20 protein-coding genes are annotated in these 19103 nt (G+C 37.3%); all 20 read left to right on the plus strand.

Going from position 1 to position 19103, the window contains the following annotated elements; translation table 11 throughout:
• Positions 1 to 65: 65 nt before the first annotated feature.
• The 20 genes from WAZ07_RS07255 (at position 66) to WAZ07_RS07350 (ending at position 19097) form a co-directional block, all read left to right on the plus strand.
• Entirely contained in the window at positions 66 to 302 is a 237-nt protein-coding gene (locus tag WAZ07_RS07255) for a DUF1146 family protein (protein WP_090917823.1), read from the plus strand.
• 70 nt (positions 303 to 372) lie between these two features.
• Positions 373 to 1071 (plus strand): YwmB family TATA-box binding protein, encoded by a 699-nt coding sequence (locus WAZ07_RS07260; protein WP_396548059.1) that lies wholly within the window; start codon positions 373 to 375, stop codon positions 1069 to 1071.
• Between the two features lie 34 nt (positions 1072 to 1105).
• A complete protein-coding gene (gene murA, locus WAZ07_RS07265) occupies positions 1106 to 2410 on the plus strand; it encodes a UDP-N-acetylglucosamine 1-carboxyvinyltransferase (protein WP_336471907.1) in 1305 nt (434 codons plus the stop codon).
• A 200-nt stretch (positions 2411 to 2610) separates the two neighbouring features.
• Entirely contained in the window at positions 2611 to 3633 is a 1023-nt protein-coding gene (spoIID, locus tag WAZ07_RS07270; protein WP_336471908.1) for a stage II sporulation protein D, read from the plus strand.
• A 516-nt stretch (positions 3634 to 4149) separates the two neighbouring features.
• The gene (locus WAZ07_RS07275; RefSeq protein ID WP_336471909.1) at positions 4150 to 5760 is read left to right on the plus strand and encodes a long-chain fatty acid--CoA ligase; all 1611 of its coding nucleotides are present in this window, start codon (positions 4150 to 4152) and stop codon (positions 5758 to 5760) included.
• Between the two features lie 189 nt (positions 5761 to 5949).
• Complete coding sequence (locus WAZ07_RS07280) at positions 5950 to 6957, plus strand: LytTR family transcriptional regulator DNA-binding domain-containing protein (protein WP_336471910.1); 1008 nt, start codon at positions 5950 to 5952, stop codon at positions 6955 to 6957.
• Positions 6958 to 7179: 222 nt separating this feature from the next.
• On the plus strand, positions 7180 to 8022 hold the full coding sequence (locus WAZ07_RS07285) for an ABC transporter ATP-binding protein (RefSeq protein WP_336471911.1): 843 nt from the start codon (positions 7180 to 7182) through the stop codon (positions 8020 to 8022).
• Positions 8022 to 8729, plus strand: coding sequence for an ABC transporter permease (locus WAZ07_RS07290; protein WP_336472104.1), 708 nt, complete (start codon positions 8022 to 8024; stop codon positions 8727 to 8729). Before WAZ07_RS07285 ends, WAZ07_RS07290 begins: the two co-directional genes overlap by 1 nt.
• A gap of 162 nt (positions 8730 to 8891) precedes the next feature.
• On the plus strand, positions 8892 to 9947 hold the full coding sequence (locus WAZ07_RS07295) for a peptidoglycan DD-metalloendopeptidase family protein (protein WP_336471912.1): 1056 nt from the start codon (positions 8892 to 8894) through the stop codon (positions 9945 to 9947).
• Positions 9948 to 10089: 142 nt separating this feature from the next.
• Positions 10090 to 10224 carry an ABC transporter ATP-binding protein gene (locus WAZ07_RS07300; protein ID WP_090917838.1) on the plus strand — a complete coding sequence of 45 codons (135 nt, stop codon included), beginning with the start codon at positions 10090 to 10092 and terminating at the stop codon, positions 10222 to 10224.
• 321 nt (positions 10225 to 10545) lie between these two features.
• Positions 10546 to 10818 carry a sporulation transcriptional regulator SpoIIID gene (spoIIID, locus tag WAZ07_RS07305; RefSeq protein WP_020061467.1) on the plus strand — a complete coding sequence of 91 codons (273 nt, stop codon included), beginning with the start codon at positions 10546 to 10548 and terminating at the stop codon, positions 10816 to 10818.
• A 158-nt stretch (positions 10819 to 10976) separates the two neighbouring features.
• Positions 10977 to 11978, plus strand: a complete 1002-nt coding sequence (mreB, locus tag WAZ07_RS07310; RefSeq protein ID WP_090917842.1) for a rod shape-determining protein — start codon at positions 10977 to 10979, stop codon at positions 11976 to 11978.
• A 485-nt stretch (positions 11979 to 12463) separates the two neighbouring features.
• Complete coding sequence (gene fabZ, locus WAZ07_RS07315; protein WP_035430592.1) at positions 12464 to 12898, plus strand: 3-hydroxyacyl-ACP dehydratase FabZ; 435 nt, start codon at positions 12464 to 12466, stop codon at positions 12896 to 12898.
• A 361-nt stretch (positions 12899 to 13259) separates the two neighbouring features.
• The gene (locus WAZ07_RS07320; protein WP_413788873.1) at positions 13260 to 13934 is read left to right on the plus strand and encodes a CpsD/CapB family tyrosine-protein kinase; all 675 of its coding nucleotides are present in this window, start codon (positions 13260 to 13262) and stop codon (positions 13932 to 13934) included.
• Positions 13935 to 14047: 113 nt separating this feature from the next.
• A complete protein-coding gene (locus WAZ07_RS07325; protein WP_336471914.1) occupies positions 14048 to 14596 on the plus strand; it encodes a GNAT family N-acetyltransferase in 549 nt (182 codons plus the stop codon).
• 401 nt (positions 14597 to 14997) lie between these two features.
• Complete coding sequence (locus WAZ07_RS07330) at positions 14998 to 15741, plus strand: YveK family protein (protein WP_336471915.1); 744 nt, start codon at positions 14998 to 15000, stop codon at positions 15739 to 15741.
• Entirely contained in the window at positions 15731 to 16435 is a 705-nt protein-coding gene (locus WAZ07_RS07335) for a CpsD/CapB family tyrosine-protein kinase (RefSeq protein ID WP_336471916.1), read from the plus strand. The genes WAZ07_RS07330 and WAZ07_RS07335 overlap by 11 nt, the downstream gene beginning before the upstream one ends.
• Before the next feature lie 64 nt (positions 16436 to 16499).
• Positions 16500 to 17267, plus strand: coding sequence for a tyrosine-protein phosphatase (locus WAZ07_RS07340; protein WP_336471917.1), 768 nt, complete (start codon positions 16500 to 16502; stop codon positions 17265 to 17267).
• A 252-nt stretch (positions 17268 to 17519) separates the two neighbouring features.
• On the plus strand, positions 17520 to 18401 hold the full coding sequence (gene galU / locus WAZ07_RS07345; protein WP_336471918.1) for a UTP--glucose-1-phosphate uridylyltransferase GalU: 882 nt from the start codon (positions 17520 to 17522) through the stop codon (positions 18399 to 18401).
• A gap of 81 nt (positions 18402 to 18482) precedes the next feature.
• Positions 18483 to 19097: a sugar transferase gene (locus WAZ07_RS07350; RefSeq protein ID WP_396548063.1), complete on the plus strand. Its 615-nt coding sequence runs from the start codon at positions 18483 to 18485 to the stop codon at positions 19095 to 19097.
• Positions 19098 to 19103 lie beyond the last annotated feature (6 nt).

Raw genomic sequence — 19103 nt, forward strand, 5'->3', positions numbered from 1 at the left:
TAGTAGACAGTCTGGTTCATACGGGGAGTTGCCCGTTAGAGTAGGATAAAAGGGGTCGATTTGTTATGGCACAAATTTTAGGGCAACAAGCACTCATTGCAATTGTGTCGCATTTACTGTTTATTACCATTACGTGGTGGGCACTGCAAGGTCTTCACCTAGAACGCTTAATGAAGCCGGGAAAAGTACTGCAAATGAAGGTGCTTCTTATTTTTGTAACGATTGCCATCGGTGCATCTGTAAGTAATTTTCTCCTTGATTATTTAGGCTATTCAAAGAGTTTAACGTACCTTGTAAAGTAAAAAAGTACAACGTATAGAACCATCCTTCTCCGTCAACAATGGGGACTAGGAGGGGATGAACGTGAAAAAAATGCAAGCCATGATGTTGATTATCGTGAGTGTGGTTGTATTTTTAGCTGGATATAGAGAGATGAAACCTGTGAGCGACCAGGAAAAAATGGAGAGCATGATAGCTGTTTTAGAAAAGAACGGTACTAATGTTCAGCGTTGGTCTTGGTTAGCAAGGGAAACGAAGACAATTTCAAATATACATACGTTTGAAGAGTTACTAAAGCAACTGAAGGAACGTGCAAATGTAGAAGAATGGGAAATTGAGCAGTCTAAAGATGGCTACAAGGCAACTGCACAAAAAAAATTTTCTTCTTATGAAGAAAGACTGGTAGTTACATGGACAATGGAAAATACTAAAGAAAACACTTTCATTATATATGAAGTGAGCGGAGAAAAATGGAATCCTAAATATATTAATAAAATGAATCAAATTTTTGATACAAAACCAAAAATTTATACTTGTATTCAAGGGGCGCTCAATGATAAGATTGAAGGTGTTTTGCAAGATAAAGTAAATGAAGTTTTGAAAGATCTTTCAGCAAAAATGATTGAAAAAGTAGAAGAAAGAGCATTTGTGTCAGTCTCCGCATATAATAAAAAATGGAATGACGCTCTTTCAACAAATAAAGAGAAAATCAATGTGCAAATAGCAATACGTTCTACAAACAACAAGAATACAATTGTGGTTGGCACACCGATCATAACTTCTGAGTATTGAATAGATGTGAAAAAAGGACACGGAGGGGAATAACTTGGAAAAGATCATCGTCCGTGGCGGAAAGCGGTTGAACGGCACAGTGCGCGTAGAGGGCGCAAAAAACGCTGTATTACCTATAATCGCTGCAGCCCTATTAGCGAGTGATGGAAAGAATGTACTATCTGAAGTACCAGAATTATCAGATGTATACACAATTAATGAGGTATTACGTCATTTGAATGCAGAAGTATCTTTTGCAAACAATGAAGTAACAATTGATGCATCAAAAGAATTAAACATCGAAGCACCGTTTGAATATGTACGTAAAATGCGCGCGTCCGTTCTTGTAATGGGGCCGCTTTTAGCACGTAATGGTCGTGCACGTATTGCACTTCCTGGCGGATGTGCAATTGGTTCACGTCCAATTGACCAACATTTAAAAGGCTTTGAAGCAATGGGAGCAAAAGTAAAGGTTGGTAATGGATTTGTTGAAGCATATGTAGACGGTAAGTTAACTGGTGCGAAAATTTACTTAGATTTCCCAAGTGTAGGGGCAACAGAAAACATTATGTCTGCCGCTGTATTAGCAGAAGGGACAACAATTCTTGAAAACGCAGCAAAAGAACCAGAAATCGTAGACTTAGCGAACTTCTTAAATGCAATGGGAGCAAAAGTACGCGGTGCTGGAACTGGCACAATTCGTATTGAAGGTGTCGATAAATTATATGGTGCAAACCATTCGATTATTCCTGATCGTGTTGAAGCAGGAACATTTATGGTTGCAGCAGCAATTACAGGCGGAAACGTGTTAATTGAAAATGCTGTACCAGAACATTTACGTTCTATTACAGCAAAAATGGAAGAAATGGGTGTTACAATTATTGAGGAAAACGAAGGTGTACGCGTTATCGGCCCTGAGAAGTTAAAAGCGGCTGATATTAAAACGATGCCACACCCAGGATTCCCAACAGATATGCAATCACAAATGATGGCATTATTATTGAAAGCAAACGGCACAAGCATGATTACAGAAACAGTATTCGAAAACCGTTTCATGCATGTGGAAGAATTCCGCCGTATGAATGCAGATATTAAAATCGAAGGTCGTTCTGTAATTATGAATGGGCCAGGTAACCTGCAAGGCGCTGAAGTAGCAGCAACAGATTTACGTGCTGCAGCAGCGTTAATCTTAGCCGGTTTAGTATCTGAAGGTCATACGCGCGTAACGGAATTAAAACATCTTGACCGCGGATATGTAAACTTCCACGGCAAGTTAGCTGCATTAGGTGCAGATATTGAACGTGTAACTGAACAAGTGGAAGAAGTAGTAGAACAACAAGTATCTGATCTTCACGCTTAATAAGGATAGCTTCTATGCAAAGGCATGGAAGCTATTTTTTATGTACTCTTATTGTTATAGTCAAGAAACATAATATTTATGCCTGTTTCATTAAAAATTCTAAAAATTTAAATAAGAATCAGGTGAAAAAGAACGTGTTCTAAATGCTTGTCTTACTCCATAAGAATGAAATGAGTCTAATTTCATAGTGGAGGAAGATAATGAAAACGACAAAGCCCATTATCGTCATCATAGTGCTGTTAGTAGCGTTAGTGATTATTGTACCAAGCGCGCTTGTTTTTCCGTTTGGAAAAGTTAAAGAAGGCAAGAATCATTCACCTTCTGCTCCTAAGTCCACACAAGACATGCCAGCTCCCTCTCCTACAAAAACTGATGTGCAAGTATCTGTGTATCGCAGTCAGCAAAAAAAGACCGAAACTGTTTCAATTGAAGACTATGTTGCCGGCGTTGTTGCTGCAGAAATGCCGGCAAACTTTGAAATGGAAGCATTAAAGGCACAGGCATTAACAGCGCGTACATTCGTTGTGAAGCGTATGTTAAGCGAACAAAGGCTTCAAAATAAAGCGGACGTAACAGATACGGTAGACAATCAAGTGTACAAAAGTAAAGCGGAGCTAAAAGAACAGTGGGGCAAAGAGTACGAAGGCAAAATGAAGCGTATTGAAGAGGCGGTATCAAAAACAGCCGGACAAGTTTTAACGTATGAAGGCAGCCCGATTACAGCGTCATTTTTCTCGACAAGCAATGGCTATACAGAAAATGCCGCCGATTATTGGGGCAGTGACTATCCGTATTTAAAAAGTGTAAATAGTCCTTGGGATCAACAAGCACCAAAATTTACGAGTGAACAAACTTTTACTGTTGCTGACTTTCAAAAGCGTCTTGGCGTAAAAGTGTTAGCAAATGGAAATATTGGCAACATTAAAGAACGCACAGAAGGAAGGCGCGTTAAGGAAGTTGACTTTCAAGGAAAGATATTAACAGGAAAAGATGTGAGGGACAAATTAGGCTTACGTTCCTCTGATTTTACGTGGAAGCAGCAAGGGAATCAAATTGTCATCACAACGAAAGGCTATGGTCACGGCGTTGGAATGAGCCAATACGGTGCAAACGGAATGGCGAAGGAAGGGAAGGTATATACAGATATTGTTGCGCATTATTATAAAGGTGTGGCAATTTCACCGCTGAATCAGTATGAGGGGAAATTGACGGCGAAGAAGTAAAAGCATAGTGCGGCGGCGCTGTGCTTTTTTATATATGGATGTTTCGTTTTATCGAACGATCTTTACAGTGTGTCGAACGGTAGCCCTGATACGAATACATTGCCTTAAATAAAGTGAAACTTTAATCAGTGGGGGTTTTCTTCATCCCCCACTGATTATTAGCCCTCCCAATCGGGCTTTTACGGGCAGTTTATCTCCCACCTAACTTCTTAAAAAAAGTGGAAGTGGCTCGTTCAGAATGTGAGGGGGATGGAGCTTCTGACGTAGAGGGTTTTTTTACCTCGTAGGAAGAAGCGAAGCCACCGAACATTCTAGCCACTGGAGCTGGACAATGCTTTTGCTGAATTTTGAGGCGGGAGTATTACTGCCCACGAATAGCGGGATAAATAGAATTGTTGTAATTCTGTGTCAGACTTTGTAGAAAAGGTAAGAAAGATTGTTGGTTTTTGCACATGTTTGTCATGTTATAATACAGTTGTATCTTTAAATATACAATGATAACAGGGGGCATGTAAGATGATGATGGATGTACCGCTTCTCATTCCGGCAATGATGGAACGGGCAGAGAAGTATTTTTCAAAAAAGGAAGTTGTCTCGCGTACGGCATCGCGCATTCAAACATTAACGTACGGAGAAATTGCAAAGCGGACAAGAAAGCTTGCAAGTGTATTAAGGAAAATGGGAATTGAGACAGGAGATAAAGTAGGAACAATTGCCTGGAACCATCACCGCCATTTAGAAGCATATTTTGCGATTCCAGGAATCGGAGCTGTATTACATACAATTAATTTACGCCTTTCTGCAGAACACATTTCCTACATTATTAACCACGCCGACGATAAAATTATTTTCGTAGATGAAGATATGGTTCCTATATTAGAAAGTATTCGAAACGAAATTCCTCATGTGAAAGCATTTATTATCATGACAGATGACGATGCACTACCTCATACAACATTATCACCAGCATATCACTATGATAAACTCCTCGAAGAAGGCGATGAAACATTTCAATTTGTAACAGATTTAGACGAGAAAGCACCTGCCGGCATGTGCTATACTTCCGCGACGACAGGAAAACCGAAAGGCGTGGTGTACACGCATCGTAGCATTGCACTCCATAGCTATACGCTTGGACTTGTAGACGGAGGGGGCATATCAGAAGCAGATACGTGTATGCCTGTTGTTCCGATGTTCCATGTAAATGCGTGGGGACTTCCATTTGCAAGTACATGGTTCGGTACAAAGCTTGTCTTACCAGGACCGCACTTTACTTCGGAAATTTTAGCAGAGTTAGTTGAACGTGAGAAAGTAACGATTACTGCTGGCGTCCCGACCATTTGGATTGGTTTACTGCAAGAGCTTGAAAAGTATCCGTATGATATTAGCAGTATTCGTACGATATGGTCAGGCGGATCGGCAGCACCAAAAGGTATGATTCGCACATATGAAGAAAAATATGAAATTGCGTTCAGACAAATCTACGGAATGACGGAAACAAGTCCGGCTGTTGTCATTAACTGTCCGAAATCGTATCAACGTGATTTACCGAAAGAAGAATATTATGAGCTTCGTTCTCGCCAAGGTTATTTATTCCCAGGCCTTGAAATGAAGGTAATTGGTCAAAACGGTGAGATTAAGTGGGACGGTGAAGAAATGGGAGAGCTTTGCCTTCGCGGATCATGGATTGCCGGTAGCTATTATAATGATGAACGCACTGAAGAATCGATGAAAGATGGTTGGCTGCACACCGGCGATATCGTAACAGTGGACCCGGAAGGCTTTATTAAAATTGCTGATCGCACAAAAGATTTGATTAAAAGCGGCGGCGAATGGATTTCTTCCGTTGATTTAGAAAACGCTTTAATGACACACGAAAAAGTATTAGAAGCATCTGTCGTTGCTGTTCCACATGAAAAATGGCAAGAGCGTCCTGTTGCATGTGTCGTTTTAAAAGAAGGAGAAATGGTCAATCAAGAAGAGCTCTACGATTTATTAGAAAGTCAATTTCCAAAATGGTGGATGCCAGACGATATTTTATTTGTAGAAGAAATCCCGAAAACATCTGTCGGGAAGTTTTTGAAGCGAGCACTTCGCGATCAGCTGAAGAGTTATATGGTGAAGTAAAAAGGTAAAAGTAGGCTACCTCGATGTGAGGTAGCCTATTTCCATGAAAGGAATAGATGATGTGGTTTTGCAAATCTGTTCCCCTCGCATTATGTATGAATTGTAATCTTATAATATTGGGAATTTTATCACAGATTTCCATATAACGTCTGATATAATGGAACAAAAAACCAACATAGGGGTGAGAGGATGGCGTTATTAGAACTGAACCAATTGGCAAAGACGAATGTTTTGCCATCTATTCAGTTAGAAATCGAGAATGGACAGTGTGTTGTGCTGCAATGCAATAATCATATTGGTAAAACGTTGCACCGCATTATTATGGGAGAAGAAGAAGCATCGACGGGGACTGTGTTATTTGATGGACAGCCGCTTGGGAAACATTCTTTTTCTCGAATCGGCTTTTGTTTTTTAGATGATGAGGCGTACGAACGCTTAACGGTAAAAGATTATTTTATTTTTTTGAGAGGATTATATGGTAATGGATTATCGGTAGATGAAGTTGTCCAGCTTGTGGGTCTTCTAGATAAAAAAGAGGTGAAGATAAAGGAATTAACCTTTTCTGAGAAACGTCGCCTTCATATTGGAAGGAGTATGATACATAATCCAGACCTTGTTATTTTGGAAGAACCAGAACAAAACGTAGATATTGAAAGTACAATCATTATTCGAAATGTCATTACAAAATTAAAAGAGACAGGAAAAGCGATTTTTATTACTTCTGCCTTTCTTTCGGATGCTTTATCTTTAACGGAGGACGTGTATGTGTTACATCAAGATGGTGTGAAAAAAGTGGAAATCGAGCAAGAGGAACAGGGGGAAGTGGAAGACGAAAAGGTAATCGAAATGATTCCGCAAATGAAATTAGAACGTATCCCAGCAAAAGTAAACGATAAAATTATTTTATTGGATCCAATGGAAATTCAATTTATTGAAACACAAAATGGGATTACACATATTCATGTGCGTGATGGAAATTATATTTGCGCGCTTACGTTAAGTGAATTAGAAGAGCGTCTAAAAGGATTCGGATTCTTCAGGTGTCACCGCTCTTACCTTGTGAACTTACAACGTGTGCGAGAAGTGATTACATGGACGCGAAACAGCTACAGTTTAATTCTTGATGATGAACGAAAAACATCGATTCCGCTGTCAAAAGGAAGAATGGATGAATTGAAAGATGTAATTGGATTGTAAACGTATGCTGCGTTAACCCCAATAATTATTTCACTCGCCTTTTATGTTGTTTCAATGAGCTAAAACTATGCTCCATTCACCGGTAAAAATACTCCTTTTACCGGTATTTTACTGCAAGGCCCCTTTGTTTTTCATATGATTGACTCAAGAAAAACGAAACGAACAAACGAAATTCGCTGAAGCGAGTTTCATCTATAAATGAAAAGCAAAGGGGATGACGTAATGACGTTGGCAATTGAAATGAAAGACGTGATGAAAACATTCGACAGCAAAACAGCGCTTCGCAATGTAAATATTGAAGTGAAACAAGGAGAAATCTTCGGGTTTCTTGGTCCGAGTGGATCTGGAAAAACAACAACTGTAAAAATCTTAACGGCTCAGTTACTTCATAGTGTAGGAACGGTAAAAGTGCTAGGACATGATATTGTAGGACCAGAAAGTATTGATTATAAACGAATTGGTATTTTAACAGATAACAGCGGTCTATATGAAAGACTTAGCATTTATGATAACTTACTATTATTTTGTGACTTATACGACTGTCCAAAAGAACGAATTGATGAAGTGTTAGCACAAGTGAACTTATTAGACGATAAAAAAACACAAGTGAAAAAGCTGTCAAAAGGAATGAAGCAGCGTGTAACGCTAGCAAGGGCGATTCTTCATAAGCCGGATATTCTCTTCTTAGATGAACCAACTTCTGCACTTGATCCAGCAAATGTTCAAAACATTCATAACATCTTAAGAGATTTAAATAAAGAAGGGACAACAATCTTCTTAACAACACACAATATGGATGAGGCAGAAACACTTTGCGAGCGCATCGCATTCTTATGCGGCGGGGAAATTGTCGCACTTGATACGCCAGAAAACCTCCGTTTACAATACGCGAAAGATAAAATTGAAGTTGTGTTAAAAGATAAGAAAAAAGAAACAGTGCAAAAAGATGAATTAGGAGCAAAACGTATTTCAGAATGGATGAAAAAAGGTGAATTACTATCGATTCATTCTTATGAGCCGACGCTCGGGGATATTTTCATTGAAGTAACTGGGAGGGGATTATGATGACATTTTCTATGAAGAGGTTTTCGGCGATTTTACGGAAAGAGATGCAAGATTTAAAAACGAATGCACAAGTATTATTAATGGCGATTTTACCACTTGGTTTAGCGTTATTTTATCAACAAATGAGGGGCGAGAAAGAGCTTCTAGCAGGAATTGTAGTTATTATGGTATTGAGTATGGTGACAACAATTACACAAGCGACTCTGATTGCAGAAGAAAAAGAAAAACATACTCTTCGCGTTATGATGCTATCACCAGCTTCTCCTATAGAAGTCATTTTAGGGAAGTCTTTGCCAATTATGGTTTTATCGTTCTTTTTAAGTATAATAAGTTTATTTTTGTTAGATACGTTAAAGGGAAATGTCTTTTTATTAATGATCGTTATTTTATTGGGAGTACTGCTATTTATTATAATAGGGACAATGATTGGTCTTTTAGCTAAAAACCTAGTGCAAGTTTCTGTACTTGGCACACCGATTATGATGATTTTTTTTGCAGGGCCTTTATTGCATCTCTTTGTGAAGAATGAAATCGCAAAAAAAATTCTCTATCATATCCCGACAAATCATATTTTTAATGCAATTACAGGTGTATTAGAGGGAAAAGGCTTTTCTGCATTGAGTGAAAATGTAATAAATATCTCCGTTTGGATTTTGATTACGTTTATTCTGTTTCTCTTCGTCTACAAAAAGAAACAACTAGACTAAAAAACTGAGCCGAAAATGCTCAGTTTTTTCTTTTTTCATCATTTCCTCGGAAATTTTTCGTTTTTTATGCATAATTTTACAAACTTTGTCGAAAAGTAATTAGTTGTAGGTTGTATAGGATGCGTGAATCTTGTTCAAAATGATTGCTGAGGTGATGATAGAATGAGAGAGAGGGAAAACAAGAAGTCTTCTCGAAAAGTAGTACATTTATTTCAAAAGCGTTGGGTATTCCCGACACTATACATTGTGTGTGCAGCAGTCATTTTAACAGTTGCATTATGGTATCAGGCAACGAATACGAAAAAGATGCCTGAGAAAAATGAAGCAACGCAGCAAAGTCAAGGTGAAAATCCAACAATGCCAGTAATCAAATCTTCAGAAGTCGTGAAGATGCCAACTGCAAATGGTATAGAAGTTGTTGTAAAGAAGAAGTTTTACGAAGATAAGGCAGCAGCTGAGGAGCAAGAACAAGCACTTGTTTTTTATAACAACACATACTCTGCGAATACAGGAATCGATATCGCAGCGAAAAATGGTAAAGAATTTGATGTAACGGCAGCATTAAGCGGAACAGTTACAAAAGCGGAAAAAGATCCACTTCTTGGCTATGTTGTAGCAGTTGACAACGGCAATGGTATTACAACGTTTTACCAAAGCTTAGGAAATGTAAAAGTGGAAAAAGGCGCGAAAATTAATCAAGGTGAAGTGTTAGGAAAAGCAGGATTAAGTGAAGTGAATAAAGATGCAGGTTATCATGTTCATTTCGAAGTTCGTAAAGATAATGTTGCTGTAAACCCAGAGCGTTACTTTGACAAATCTGTTGCGGATATTAAAGTTGAAAAACAAGAAAAGAAAAAAGAAGAGAAATCAACAAGCGGCTCAGCTGAAGATAAGCAAAAAGAAGAGAAATCAACAAACGGCTCAGCCGAAGATAAGCAAAAAGAAGAAAAATCAACAAGCGGCTCAGCTGAAGATAAGCAAAAAGAAGAAAAATCAACAAGCGGCTCAGCCGAAGATAAGCAAAAAGAAGAGAAATCAACAAGCGGTTCAGCTGAAGATAAGCAAAAAGAAGAAAAATCAACAAGCGGTTCAGCTGAAGATAAGAAAAAAGAAGAAAAATCAACAAACAGCTCAGTTGATGATAAGAAAAAAGAAGAAAAATCAACAAATAGCTCAACAGAGAACGAAAATACATCTTCTCCTGAGCAAGCAGAGTAATATACAAAACCATCAACTCTTTATGCGAGAGTTGATGGTTTTATTTTTATATAAAAATAAAATGTATCTCTAAAAAACCTTGTAACGGCAAGGAAATTGGACAGAATTCTCGAATATATATTACTAAAAGGAGGGGATTGTGTTGTCGTTATTATTTGTTGTGTCAATTGCACTTATTTTATTATTTGTTTTATTTTCCTTATATTATTTAATTGCAAGTAAGAGAGAAGTCCCCCATCAAAGCCTTTTGGAAGAAGAATTTGATCAAGAGGAATGACGCTTTTTAGAAGGCGTCATTTTTTTGTTGCCTGTGTACAAAAAGGAAAACTTTCATTTTTCACCGATTTCTCAAAAAAAAATGTAATTTTTGTCACTGTAGTCCGCAAAAATGGAGAACTTGTAGCATATAAATACAGTGCGGGCAATACAATGGTATAAACCAAAGCAAAGAGAGTGTTTGAGGTGAGAAATCGTGGATCATTTCATTATAAATCCCAGAAAGTGTAGCGCTTACAAACAGCACTCGAACTTACAGCCTAGTCACATGCAGCGAGTCTCATTTCACCCTTCTCACATCCAATTTAGGGAGGCGAGTGGTGTGCACGATTACATCAAAGAGAGAACAATCAAGATTGGTAAGTATATCGTGGAGACAAGAAAAACAGTTCGTGTTATTGCGAAGGAGTTTGGTGTATCAAAAAGTACTGTGCATAAAGATTTAACAGAACGATTACCAGAAATTAATCCAGAGCTCGCAAATGAAGTGAAGGAAATTCTTGATTACCATAAGTCAATTCGTCACCTTCGAGGCGGCGAAGCAACGAAGCAAAAGTATCAAAAAGAGGATACAGAAAAAATCGTGCGTCAATAATCTGACACTTAGCAAACATTCCTAAGAAAAGAGAACTTTTTTAATATAATTCAATTCTTCAATATTACGTTTCAGAAAAGAATATGATAAAATTAGGAATTAGGTGCAAAAGAATACGGGGTTAACCTGATTTAGATATTGAGGAGGAAAACATAGGGATGTTTGCAAGAGATATCGGAATTGACCTTGGCACGGCCAATGTATTAATTCATGTAAAGGGTAAAGGAATTGTATTAAATGAACCTTCTGTTGTGGCAATTGACCGCAATACAGGAAAAGTATTAGCGGTAGGTGAAGAAGCAAGACGTATGGTAGGGCGTACACCTGGAAACATTGTAGCGATTCGTCCGCTTAAAGATGGTGTAATCGCTGACTTCGAAATTACAGAAGCGATGTTAAAACATTTCATCAACAAACTTGACGTAAAAGGCTTTTTATCAAAACCGCGCATTTTAATTTGCTGTCCAACAAACATTACATCTGTAGAACAAAAAGCAATTCGTGAAGCTGCTGAGAGATCTGGTGGTAAGAAAGTATACTTAGAAGAAGAACCAAAAGTAGCTGCTGTTGGTGCTGGTATGGAAATCTTCCAACCAAGTGGAAACATGGTTGTAGATATTGGCGGAGGTACAACGGATATTGCAGTACTTTCTATGGGCGATATCGTTACCTCCTCTTCCATTAAAATGGCGGGCGATAAGTTTGATATGGAAATCTTAAGCTATATTAAACGTAAGTATAAGCTATTAATTGGGGAACGTACATCAGAAGATATTAAGATTAAAGTAGGTACAGTGTTCCCAGGTGCACGTAGTGAAGAACTTGAAATTCGCGGTCGTGACATGGTAACAGGCTTGCCTCGCACAATTACAGTATGCTCTGAAGAAATCACAGAAGCATTGAAAGAAAACGCAGCTGTTATTGTACAAGCTGCAAAAGGTGTATTAGAACGTACACCACCTGAATTATCTGCTGATATTATTGACCGCGGCGTTATTTTAACAGGCGGCGGTGCATTATTACACGGTATTGACATGCTTCTTGCAGAAGAGTTAAAAGTACCTGTATTAATTGCGGAAAATCCAATGCACTGTGTAGCGGTTGGAACAGGTATCATGCTTGAGAATATCGACAAATTACCACGCCACGCTTTGCGATAAGAACGTAATTTAATCAGTGGAACCAATCGAAAGAATGAAAAACGTTAGGTATACATCCTAACGTTTTTTTAAAATTTATATATTTATTTATCTGTTTTTAAAAATATAGAACTTTTATGAAAAATAAAGAAAGATAAAGAAAAAAAGAGAAAAGTCGACCTAAATTGAAAAAAATGTAGAATTCCGTCGTTTTTAGATTGTAAATAATTATAATATAATGAATTCAAATACGACAAATGAGGTAAATATGCCTTTGGTATATTGACTTCTCCTAACTTGGGCATATGCTTTTTCTATCTCCGTGTGAACTGTAATTATGCTTGTTATACCAAAGCTTGTGAGAAGAAAGAGTGTATGCATTTTTTTGAAATGATACGAAGCAGAAAAGTCTGCTTCGTTTTTTTGTAATGACAAATAATAAACAAAATGGGATAATATATATAACCTAGTACTAAGACTAGTAACTAAAAAAGGAGCGAGATGTGATGTTAAACATAGAGCAAATTAAAGAAATTATCCCGCATCGCTATCCATTTCTACTTGTTGATCAAGTTCTTGAAGTAGAAGAAGGAAAACGTGCGGTCGGTATTAAAAACGTATCTGCAAATGAAGAATACTTTAACGGTCATTTCCCTGACTACGCAGTAATGCCTGGTGTACTCATTGTAGAAGCATTAGCACAAGTTGGCGCAATTGCTGTTTTAAAGAAAGAAGAAAATCGCGGCCGTCTTGCCTTCTTTGCTGGCATTGATAACTGCCGCTTTAAAAGACAAGTACGCCCAGGTGATCAGCTTCGCTTAGAAGTAGAAATGACACGTGTACGCGGTCCGATTGGCAAAGGAAAAGCAGTTGCAACTGTAAATGGTGAAGTAGCATGTGAAGCGGAAATTACATTTGCGCTTGGAGATAAGAAAGAGTAAAACCGTCATAACGATGACGGTTTTTTATTTATCCCGCTATTCGTGGGCAGTAAGATCCCTACCTCAAGATTGAGAGGGAAGCAAAGAAGATAAGTGGGGGGATGAAGAAAACCCCCACTGCCGGAAGTTTCACTTTATTTAAATTTTTTTAAATTTAAACTATATTCAAAAATATCGTTGTTAATATAAGTAAAATATTGTATGATTTGGTATGCGATGTTTTCTTAGGAAGAAATTGTTGAGTAGCTTGCGATTTCTTATGCTAGGGAAATGCATATTTCGCTATTGTCACCTTAAGAATAGAAAGAACTTCTAGTATGTGCTGATGAAGGTTTCACTTTATATGAGGAGGATGTCGTATATGTTTTTTCGTAAACGTCTGCAATCGAAGCGGAAACTTATTGCATATGAAAAGCCGCAATCTGTTCTTGCTGAACAATATCGTAATATCCGAACAAATATACAATTTGCTTCTATTGATCAAAAGATTCGTTCTCTTGTCGTTACATCGGCAAATCAAGGAGAAGGAAAAACAACGACGGCTGCCAACCTTGCTATCGCTTTTGCACAGCAAGGAGAAAAAATATTACTTATAGACGCGGACTTACGAAAACCAGTTCTTCATCAACTATTTCGAGTTGATACTGTTTTTGGATTAACGAGTGTATTATCGAAACAACGAACGTTACAGGAGTGCATTGCAACAACAGATATAGAAAATGTACATTTGTTAGCATGCGGACCTATCCCGCCAAATCCAGCAGAATTATTAGGATCAACGATGATGGGTGAATTATTACAAGAAGCAAAGGGATATTATGACCTCATTCTGTTCGATACACCACCTGTTCTTGCCGTTACAGATGCTCAAATTATTGCAAATCAATGTGAAGGTACAATACTTGTACTACGCAGCGAAAAAACTGAAAAAGAGCAAGCGCTAAGAGCAAAAAATGTATTACACCATGCAAACACAACATTGCTCGGCGTTGTGCTTAATGCGAAACCTCAATCCGAACATACATATGGATATTAGTAATTAAAAGGCTCTGTTAAAGGATATTATTGATTTTTGAAGCCTTTCTGTGGTTTTGATATAAAATTGAAAACAAGGGAAACTAATCGATTTTAGTACAAGGGGGAGCAAATATGGCTATAAAATTAAAATCTGAGCGTCTATGTATAGAACCCTTTACCAAGAATGATGCATGTAGGATCAAAGAATTGGCTAATGACAAGGAATTAGCAGATATTCTTGGGCTTCCGTACCCATATGAATTGAAGTTCGCACAAGATTGGATTGATATTCAACCAGAACTTATAAGGCAAGGAGTCGAATACCCTTTAGGAATCATTTCTAAAGAATCAGGAGAAATTGTAGGTACGATTACTCTAAGAATTGATAAGGTTAACAATAGAGGGGAACTTGGCTATTGGATTGGTCAGGACTATTGGGGAAAAGGTTTTGCAACCGAAGCTGTAACCAGAATGATTAATTTTGGTTTTATCGAACTGGGTTTAAACAGAATTTGGGCATCTGCTATCTCCAGAAATAAATCATCAATAAGGGTGTTAGAGAAGTCTGGCTTACGCAAAGAAGGAACTTTGAGGCAGAATAGACTTTTATTAGATACATATGAAGATGTTGATGTTTATGGACTTTTAAAGACAGAATACAACGTTATAACTCGCAAATAAAATTGACAATGTGATGACAAAGGAAAGCCATTCAGAACTGGACTTCCCTTTGTATCTCTTAAAAATCAACATTGTAATTTAACAGAGCCAATCAAAAAGTAAGAAACCTAGGTGAAATCCATTGACTCCTAGGTTTTTTGTATATATAAATATTATAGATATATAAAATATACGATATTTTATTAGACGTTTATTGACAAATTCACGAGAGGATATTGTCAGATTTAATCGGATTTTGTAATATTAAATTAGGTTTGTTTAAAATTGCAAAATGGATACAAGTACCATGAGTAGACAATGACGTAAAGGTTTTTATAAAAATCTTATGTTTTTATAAAAATCTTATGTTTTTTTTATGTTATACTCTTTGTTATGTAAATTTATGAGAGCTGGAGGAGCTTATGGAAGAAACGGTTAGTTTAAAAGAGTTATTTCAAGTTTTACGAAAGCGCTTCGCGATGATCCTTTCTATTACATTTGGAGCAGCAATCATTAGTGCGATTGTGAGCTTTTTCTTTATGACACCAATCTATCAATCTTCAACGCAAATTCTTGTTAACCAAAAGAAACAAGAAGGAGCAGCGATTCAATTTAATGAAGTTCAGACGAATGTTCAATTGACCAATACATATAAGGTTATTATTAAAAGCCCTGTTATTTTAGATCAAGTGAAAGAGAAGCTAGGTTTACATATAACAACGCAAGAATTAAATGAAAAGATTGAAGTTGCTAATGAGAAAGATTCGCAAGTAGTAACGGTAACAACACAAGATAAAGATCCAAAAGTAGCACGTGATATCGCAAACGCAACAGCGGAAATATTTAAAGTTGAAGTTGCTAAAATTATGAGGGTAGATAACGTAACTGTTTTATCAAAAGCAGAAGTGGCAGAAAATCAATCTCCAATCAAGCCGCGTCCGATGATAAATGTTGCAATTGCGCTTGTCGTAGGATTAATGGCATCTGTTGGACTAGCATTCTTACTAGAATATTTAGACAACACTGTAAAGAAAGAAGAAGACGTAGAGAAATTACTAGGATTACCAGTCCTCGGTATCGTTGCACGTATGGATGAGGAAGAAGTAGGGAAGAAATCACGTGCAGCGTCAGCGAAGAAAGTGAGGGGACAAACAATTGGTTCTTAAAAATTTATTTCAGAAAAAGAAACATCATCGTCAACGTCGTCAATTAATTGCATACCATCAGCCAAAATCACCAATCTCTGAGCAATATCGCAACATTCGTACAAATATTGAATTTGCCTCAGTAGATATGAAAATTCATTCTTTAATGGTGACGTCTGCGAATCCAAGTGAAGGGAAAACGACGACAACATCAAATATTGCCGTTGTATTTGCCCAGCAAGGAAAGCGCGTATTACTTGTCGACGCAGACTTACGAAAACCAGCAACGCACCAAATGTTTCAAATTGAAAACATTTTTGGTTTAACAAATGTATTAACAGCTGGTGAACAATTAGAAAAATGCATTCAAAAAACAGCAGTAGATAAATTAGATTTTCTTCCATCTGGTCCGATTCCGCCAAATCCTGCAGAACTACTTGGATCAAATGCGATGAAAGAACTGCTTAGTCAAACTTTCAGCTTATATGATCTAGTAATCTTCGACTTGCCGCCAATCTTACCGGTAACGGACGCACAAATTATGGCGAGCCAATGTGATGCATCTGTACTTGTTGTACGTAGTGAACAAACAGAAAAAGAAGCAGCATTAAAAGCAAAAACATTATTAGAATCTGCAAAAGGTAAATTGCTAGGTGTTGTTCTGAACGATCGTGAACGTGAACAGAGCTTATATTATTACTACGGTGCAAACTAAAGAGACGTGCGCGCGGCGCACTTCTCTTTCATCTTGAAAAATATAAGAAGAAAGGGTGAGGACAATGATCGATTTACATTGTCATATTTTGCCTAGTATCGATGACGGGGCCGGGACGTTAACGGATAGTCTAGCAATGGCACAAAAAGCAGCGGCAGAAGGCATTCATACGATTGTTGCAACTCCGCATCATCAAAACGGCAAATATATTAATGAGCGCGCAGAGATTCTTTATCAAGTAAAACAATTAAATGAAGCGCTCCAAGAACATGATATTCCTCTAACTGTGTTACCAGGTCAAGAAGTTCGTTTATACGGGGATTTATTAGCAGATTATGAAGCTGGTAAAATTCTCACATTAAATGAAACCAATAAATATATATTAATTGAATTTCCATCCAATCACGTACCACGTTATGCTGAACAAATGTTATACGAATTACGAGTAAAGGGTATGATTCCGATTATTGTTCACCCCGAACGTAATGCCGAGTTAATCGAGCAGCCAGATAAGTTATATAACCTCGTAAATAAGGGAGCGTTAACACAAGTAACAGCAGGGAGTTTACTTGGAAACTTCGGTAAAAAAATTAAAAAATTCTCACTGCAACTCGTTGAACATAACTTAACACATATGATAGCATCGGATGCGCATAACACAACGACAAGAGCATTTCATTTACAAGCCGGATATGATGTAATTGAAAATGAATTTGGCACAAATACGCTTATTGATTTCAAAGAAAATCCTTATTTGTTAATAAGTGGTAAAAGTATCTATAAGGAAGATCCACAACAAATTCGTCGTAAAAAATTATTTGGTATTTTTTAAAGTAAACAATGGTGATGTCTCCTAACCATTATCAACGGAGGCACTCGGTTGTGCTGTGGGTAGAAATTTTATTTCAACCTACCTTAGACGCTTGTCGTCGGGAGCATGGCGTGAGGATGGGTTAGATGCCCAATATGATTTATAAAAACTCTAGCTATGGAGTTGTGTATAAGGACACTGTAGCTAGGGTTTTTATCGTTTTAATATTATTATAAATGGATATGAAAAAGAGTGTGGTTAGGGGGACTTATTTTGAAACAAGTAAAAAAAGCAATTATTCCAGCAGCCGGAATGGGTACAAGATTCTTACCAGCAACGAAGGCAATGCCGAAAGAAATGTTACCAATTGTCGATAAACCGACAATTCAATATATCGTTGAAGAAGCAATTGAATCTGGCATTGAAGACATCATTATCGTAACAGGAAAAGGAAAACGTGCAATTGAAGATCATTTCGATCATTCCTTTGAACTGGAAGAAAACTTATTAGCAAAAGGTAAATATGAAATTTTAGGAAAAGTACAGGAATCTTCAAAGATTAATATTCATTACATACGTCAAAAAGAACCGAAAGGATTAGGACACGCAGTATGGTGTGCCCGTAAATTTATCGGAAACGAACCATTTGCAGTATTACTTGGCGACGACATTGTGCAAGCGGAAACACCATGCTTACGTCAGTTAATAAATGAGTATGACGCAACAAGCGCTTCTGTCATTGGTGTTCAAACAGTACCAGAAAACGAAACACATCGCTACGGTATTATCGATCCAATTATGCCAAAGGGTCGCCGCTACCAAGTACGTCAATTTGTAGAAAAGCCAGCACAAGGAACAGCGCCATCTAACTTAGCAATTATGGGCCGTTATATTTTAACACCAGAAATCTTTATGTTCTTAGAAGATCAGCAAACAGGTGCGGGCGGAGAAATTCAATTAACAGATGCCATTGAACGTTTAAATGAAATTCAAAGAGTGTTTGCTTACGACTTTGAAGGAACACGCTATGATGTTGGAGAGAAATTTGGTTTTATTAAAACGACAATTGAAATGGCACTTCAGCATGATGAACTAAAAGAAGAATTGATGAAGTATATAAATGAATTGGTGCAGAAAGAGAATGTGCATGTATAAGGGAGGTAGATAAACTTGGAAAATCAAGGTGCGCTAAGTGAGTCTGTACAACAAAGTGCTACTGGAGTAAACAAACCTAGTATTGTGTATTTATTCTTAAAAAGAATAATAGATATTGTCGGTGGAGTTATAGGTTTGCTTATTTTTTCCCCTGTATTTATTCTTATTCCAATCTTATACATGCGAGGAGATAATAAAGGACCAGTATTCTTTAAACAAGTTCGCATAGGAAAAAACGGGAAGGTATTTCATATTTATAAATTTCGTTCGATGGTTGTAAATGCTGAACAAAAATTAAAACAGAATGAAGTATTATATAAAAAATATATAGACAACAATTATAAGCTTGAGCCAGAAGAAGATCCACGTATTACCAATCTCGGTCGCTTCTTAAGAAAAACAAGTCTCGATGAATTACCACAATTCATTAATGTGCTTAAGGGGGAAATGAGTTTAGTTGGCCCAAGACCAGTAGTGCAAGAAGAACTTAAAGAATACGGATCTAAGACATCAGATTTCTTATCTGTAAGTCCTGGGTTAACGGGTTATTGGCAAGTAAGTGGTAGGAGTAATGTAGGATATCCAGAACGGGTAGACTTAGAATTACATTATGTATATAATGCTTCTCTATTTTTTGATATAAAGATTCTATTTTTAACAGTAGTAAATGTGGTATTAAGAAAAGGGGCTTATTAAGTAGTT

This window comes from Bacillus bruguierae (genome assembly GCF_037104725.1).
Classification (GTDB): Bacteria; Bacillota; Bacilli; order Bacillales; family Bacillaceae_G; genus Bacillus_A; species Bacillus_A bruguierae.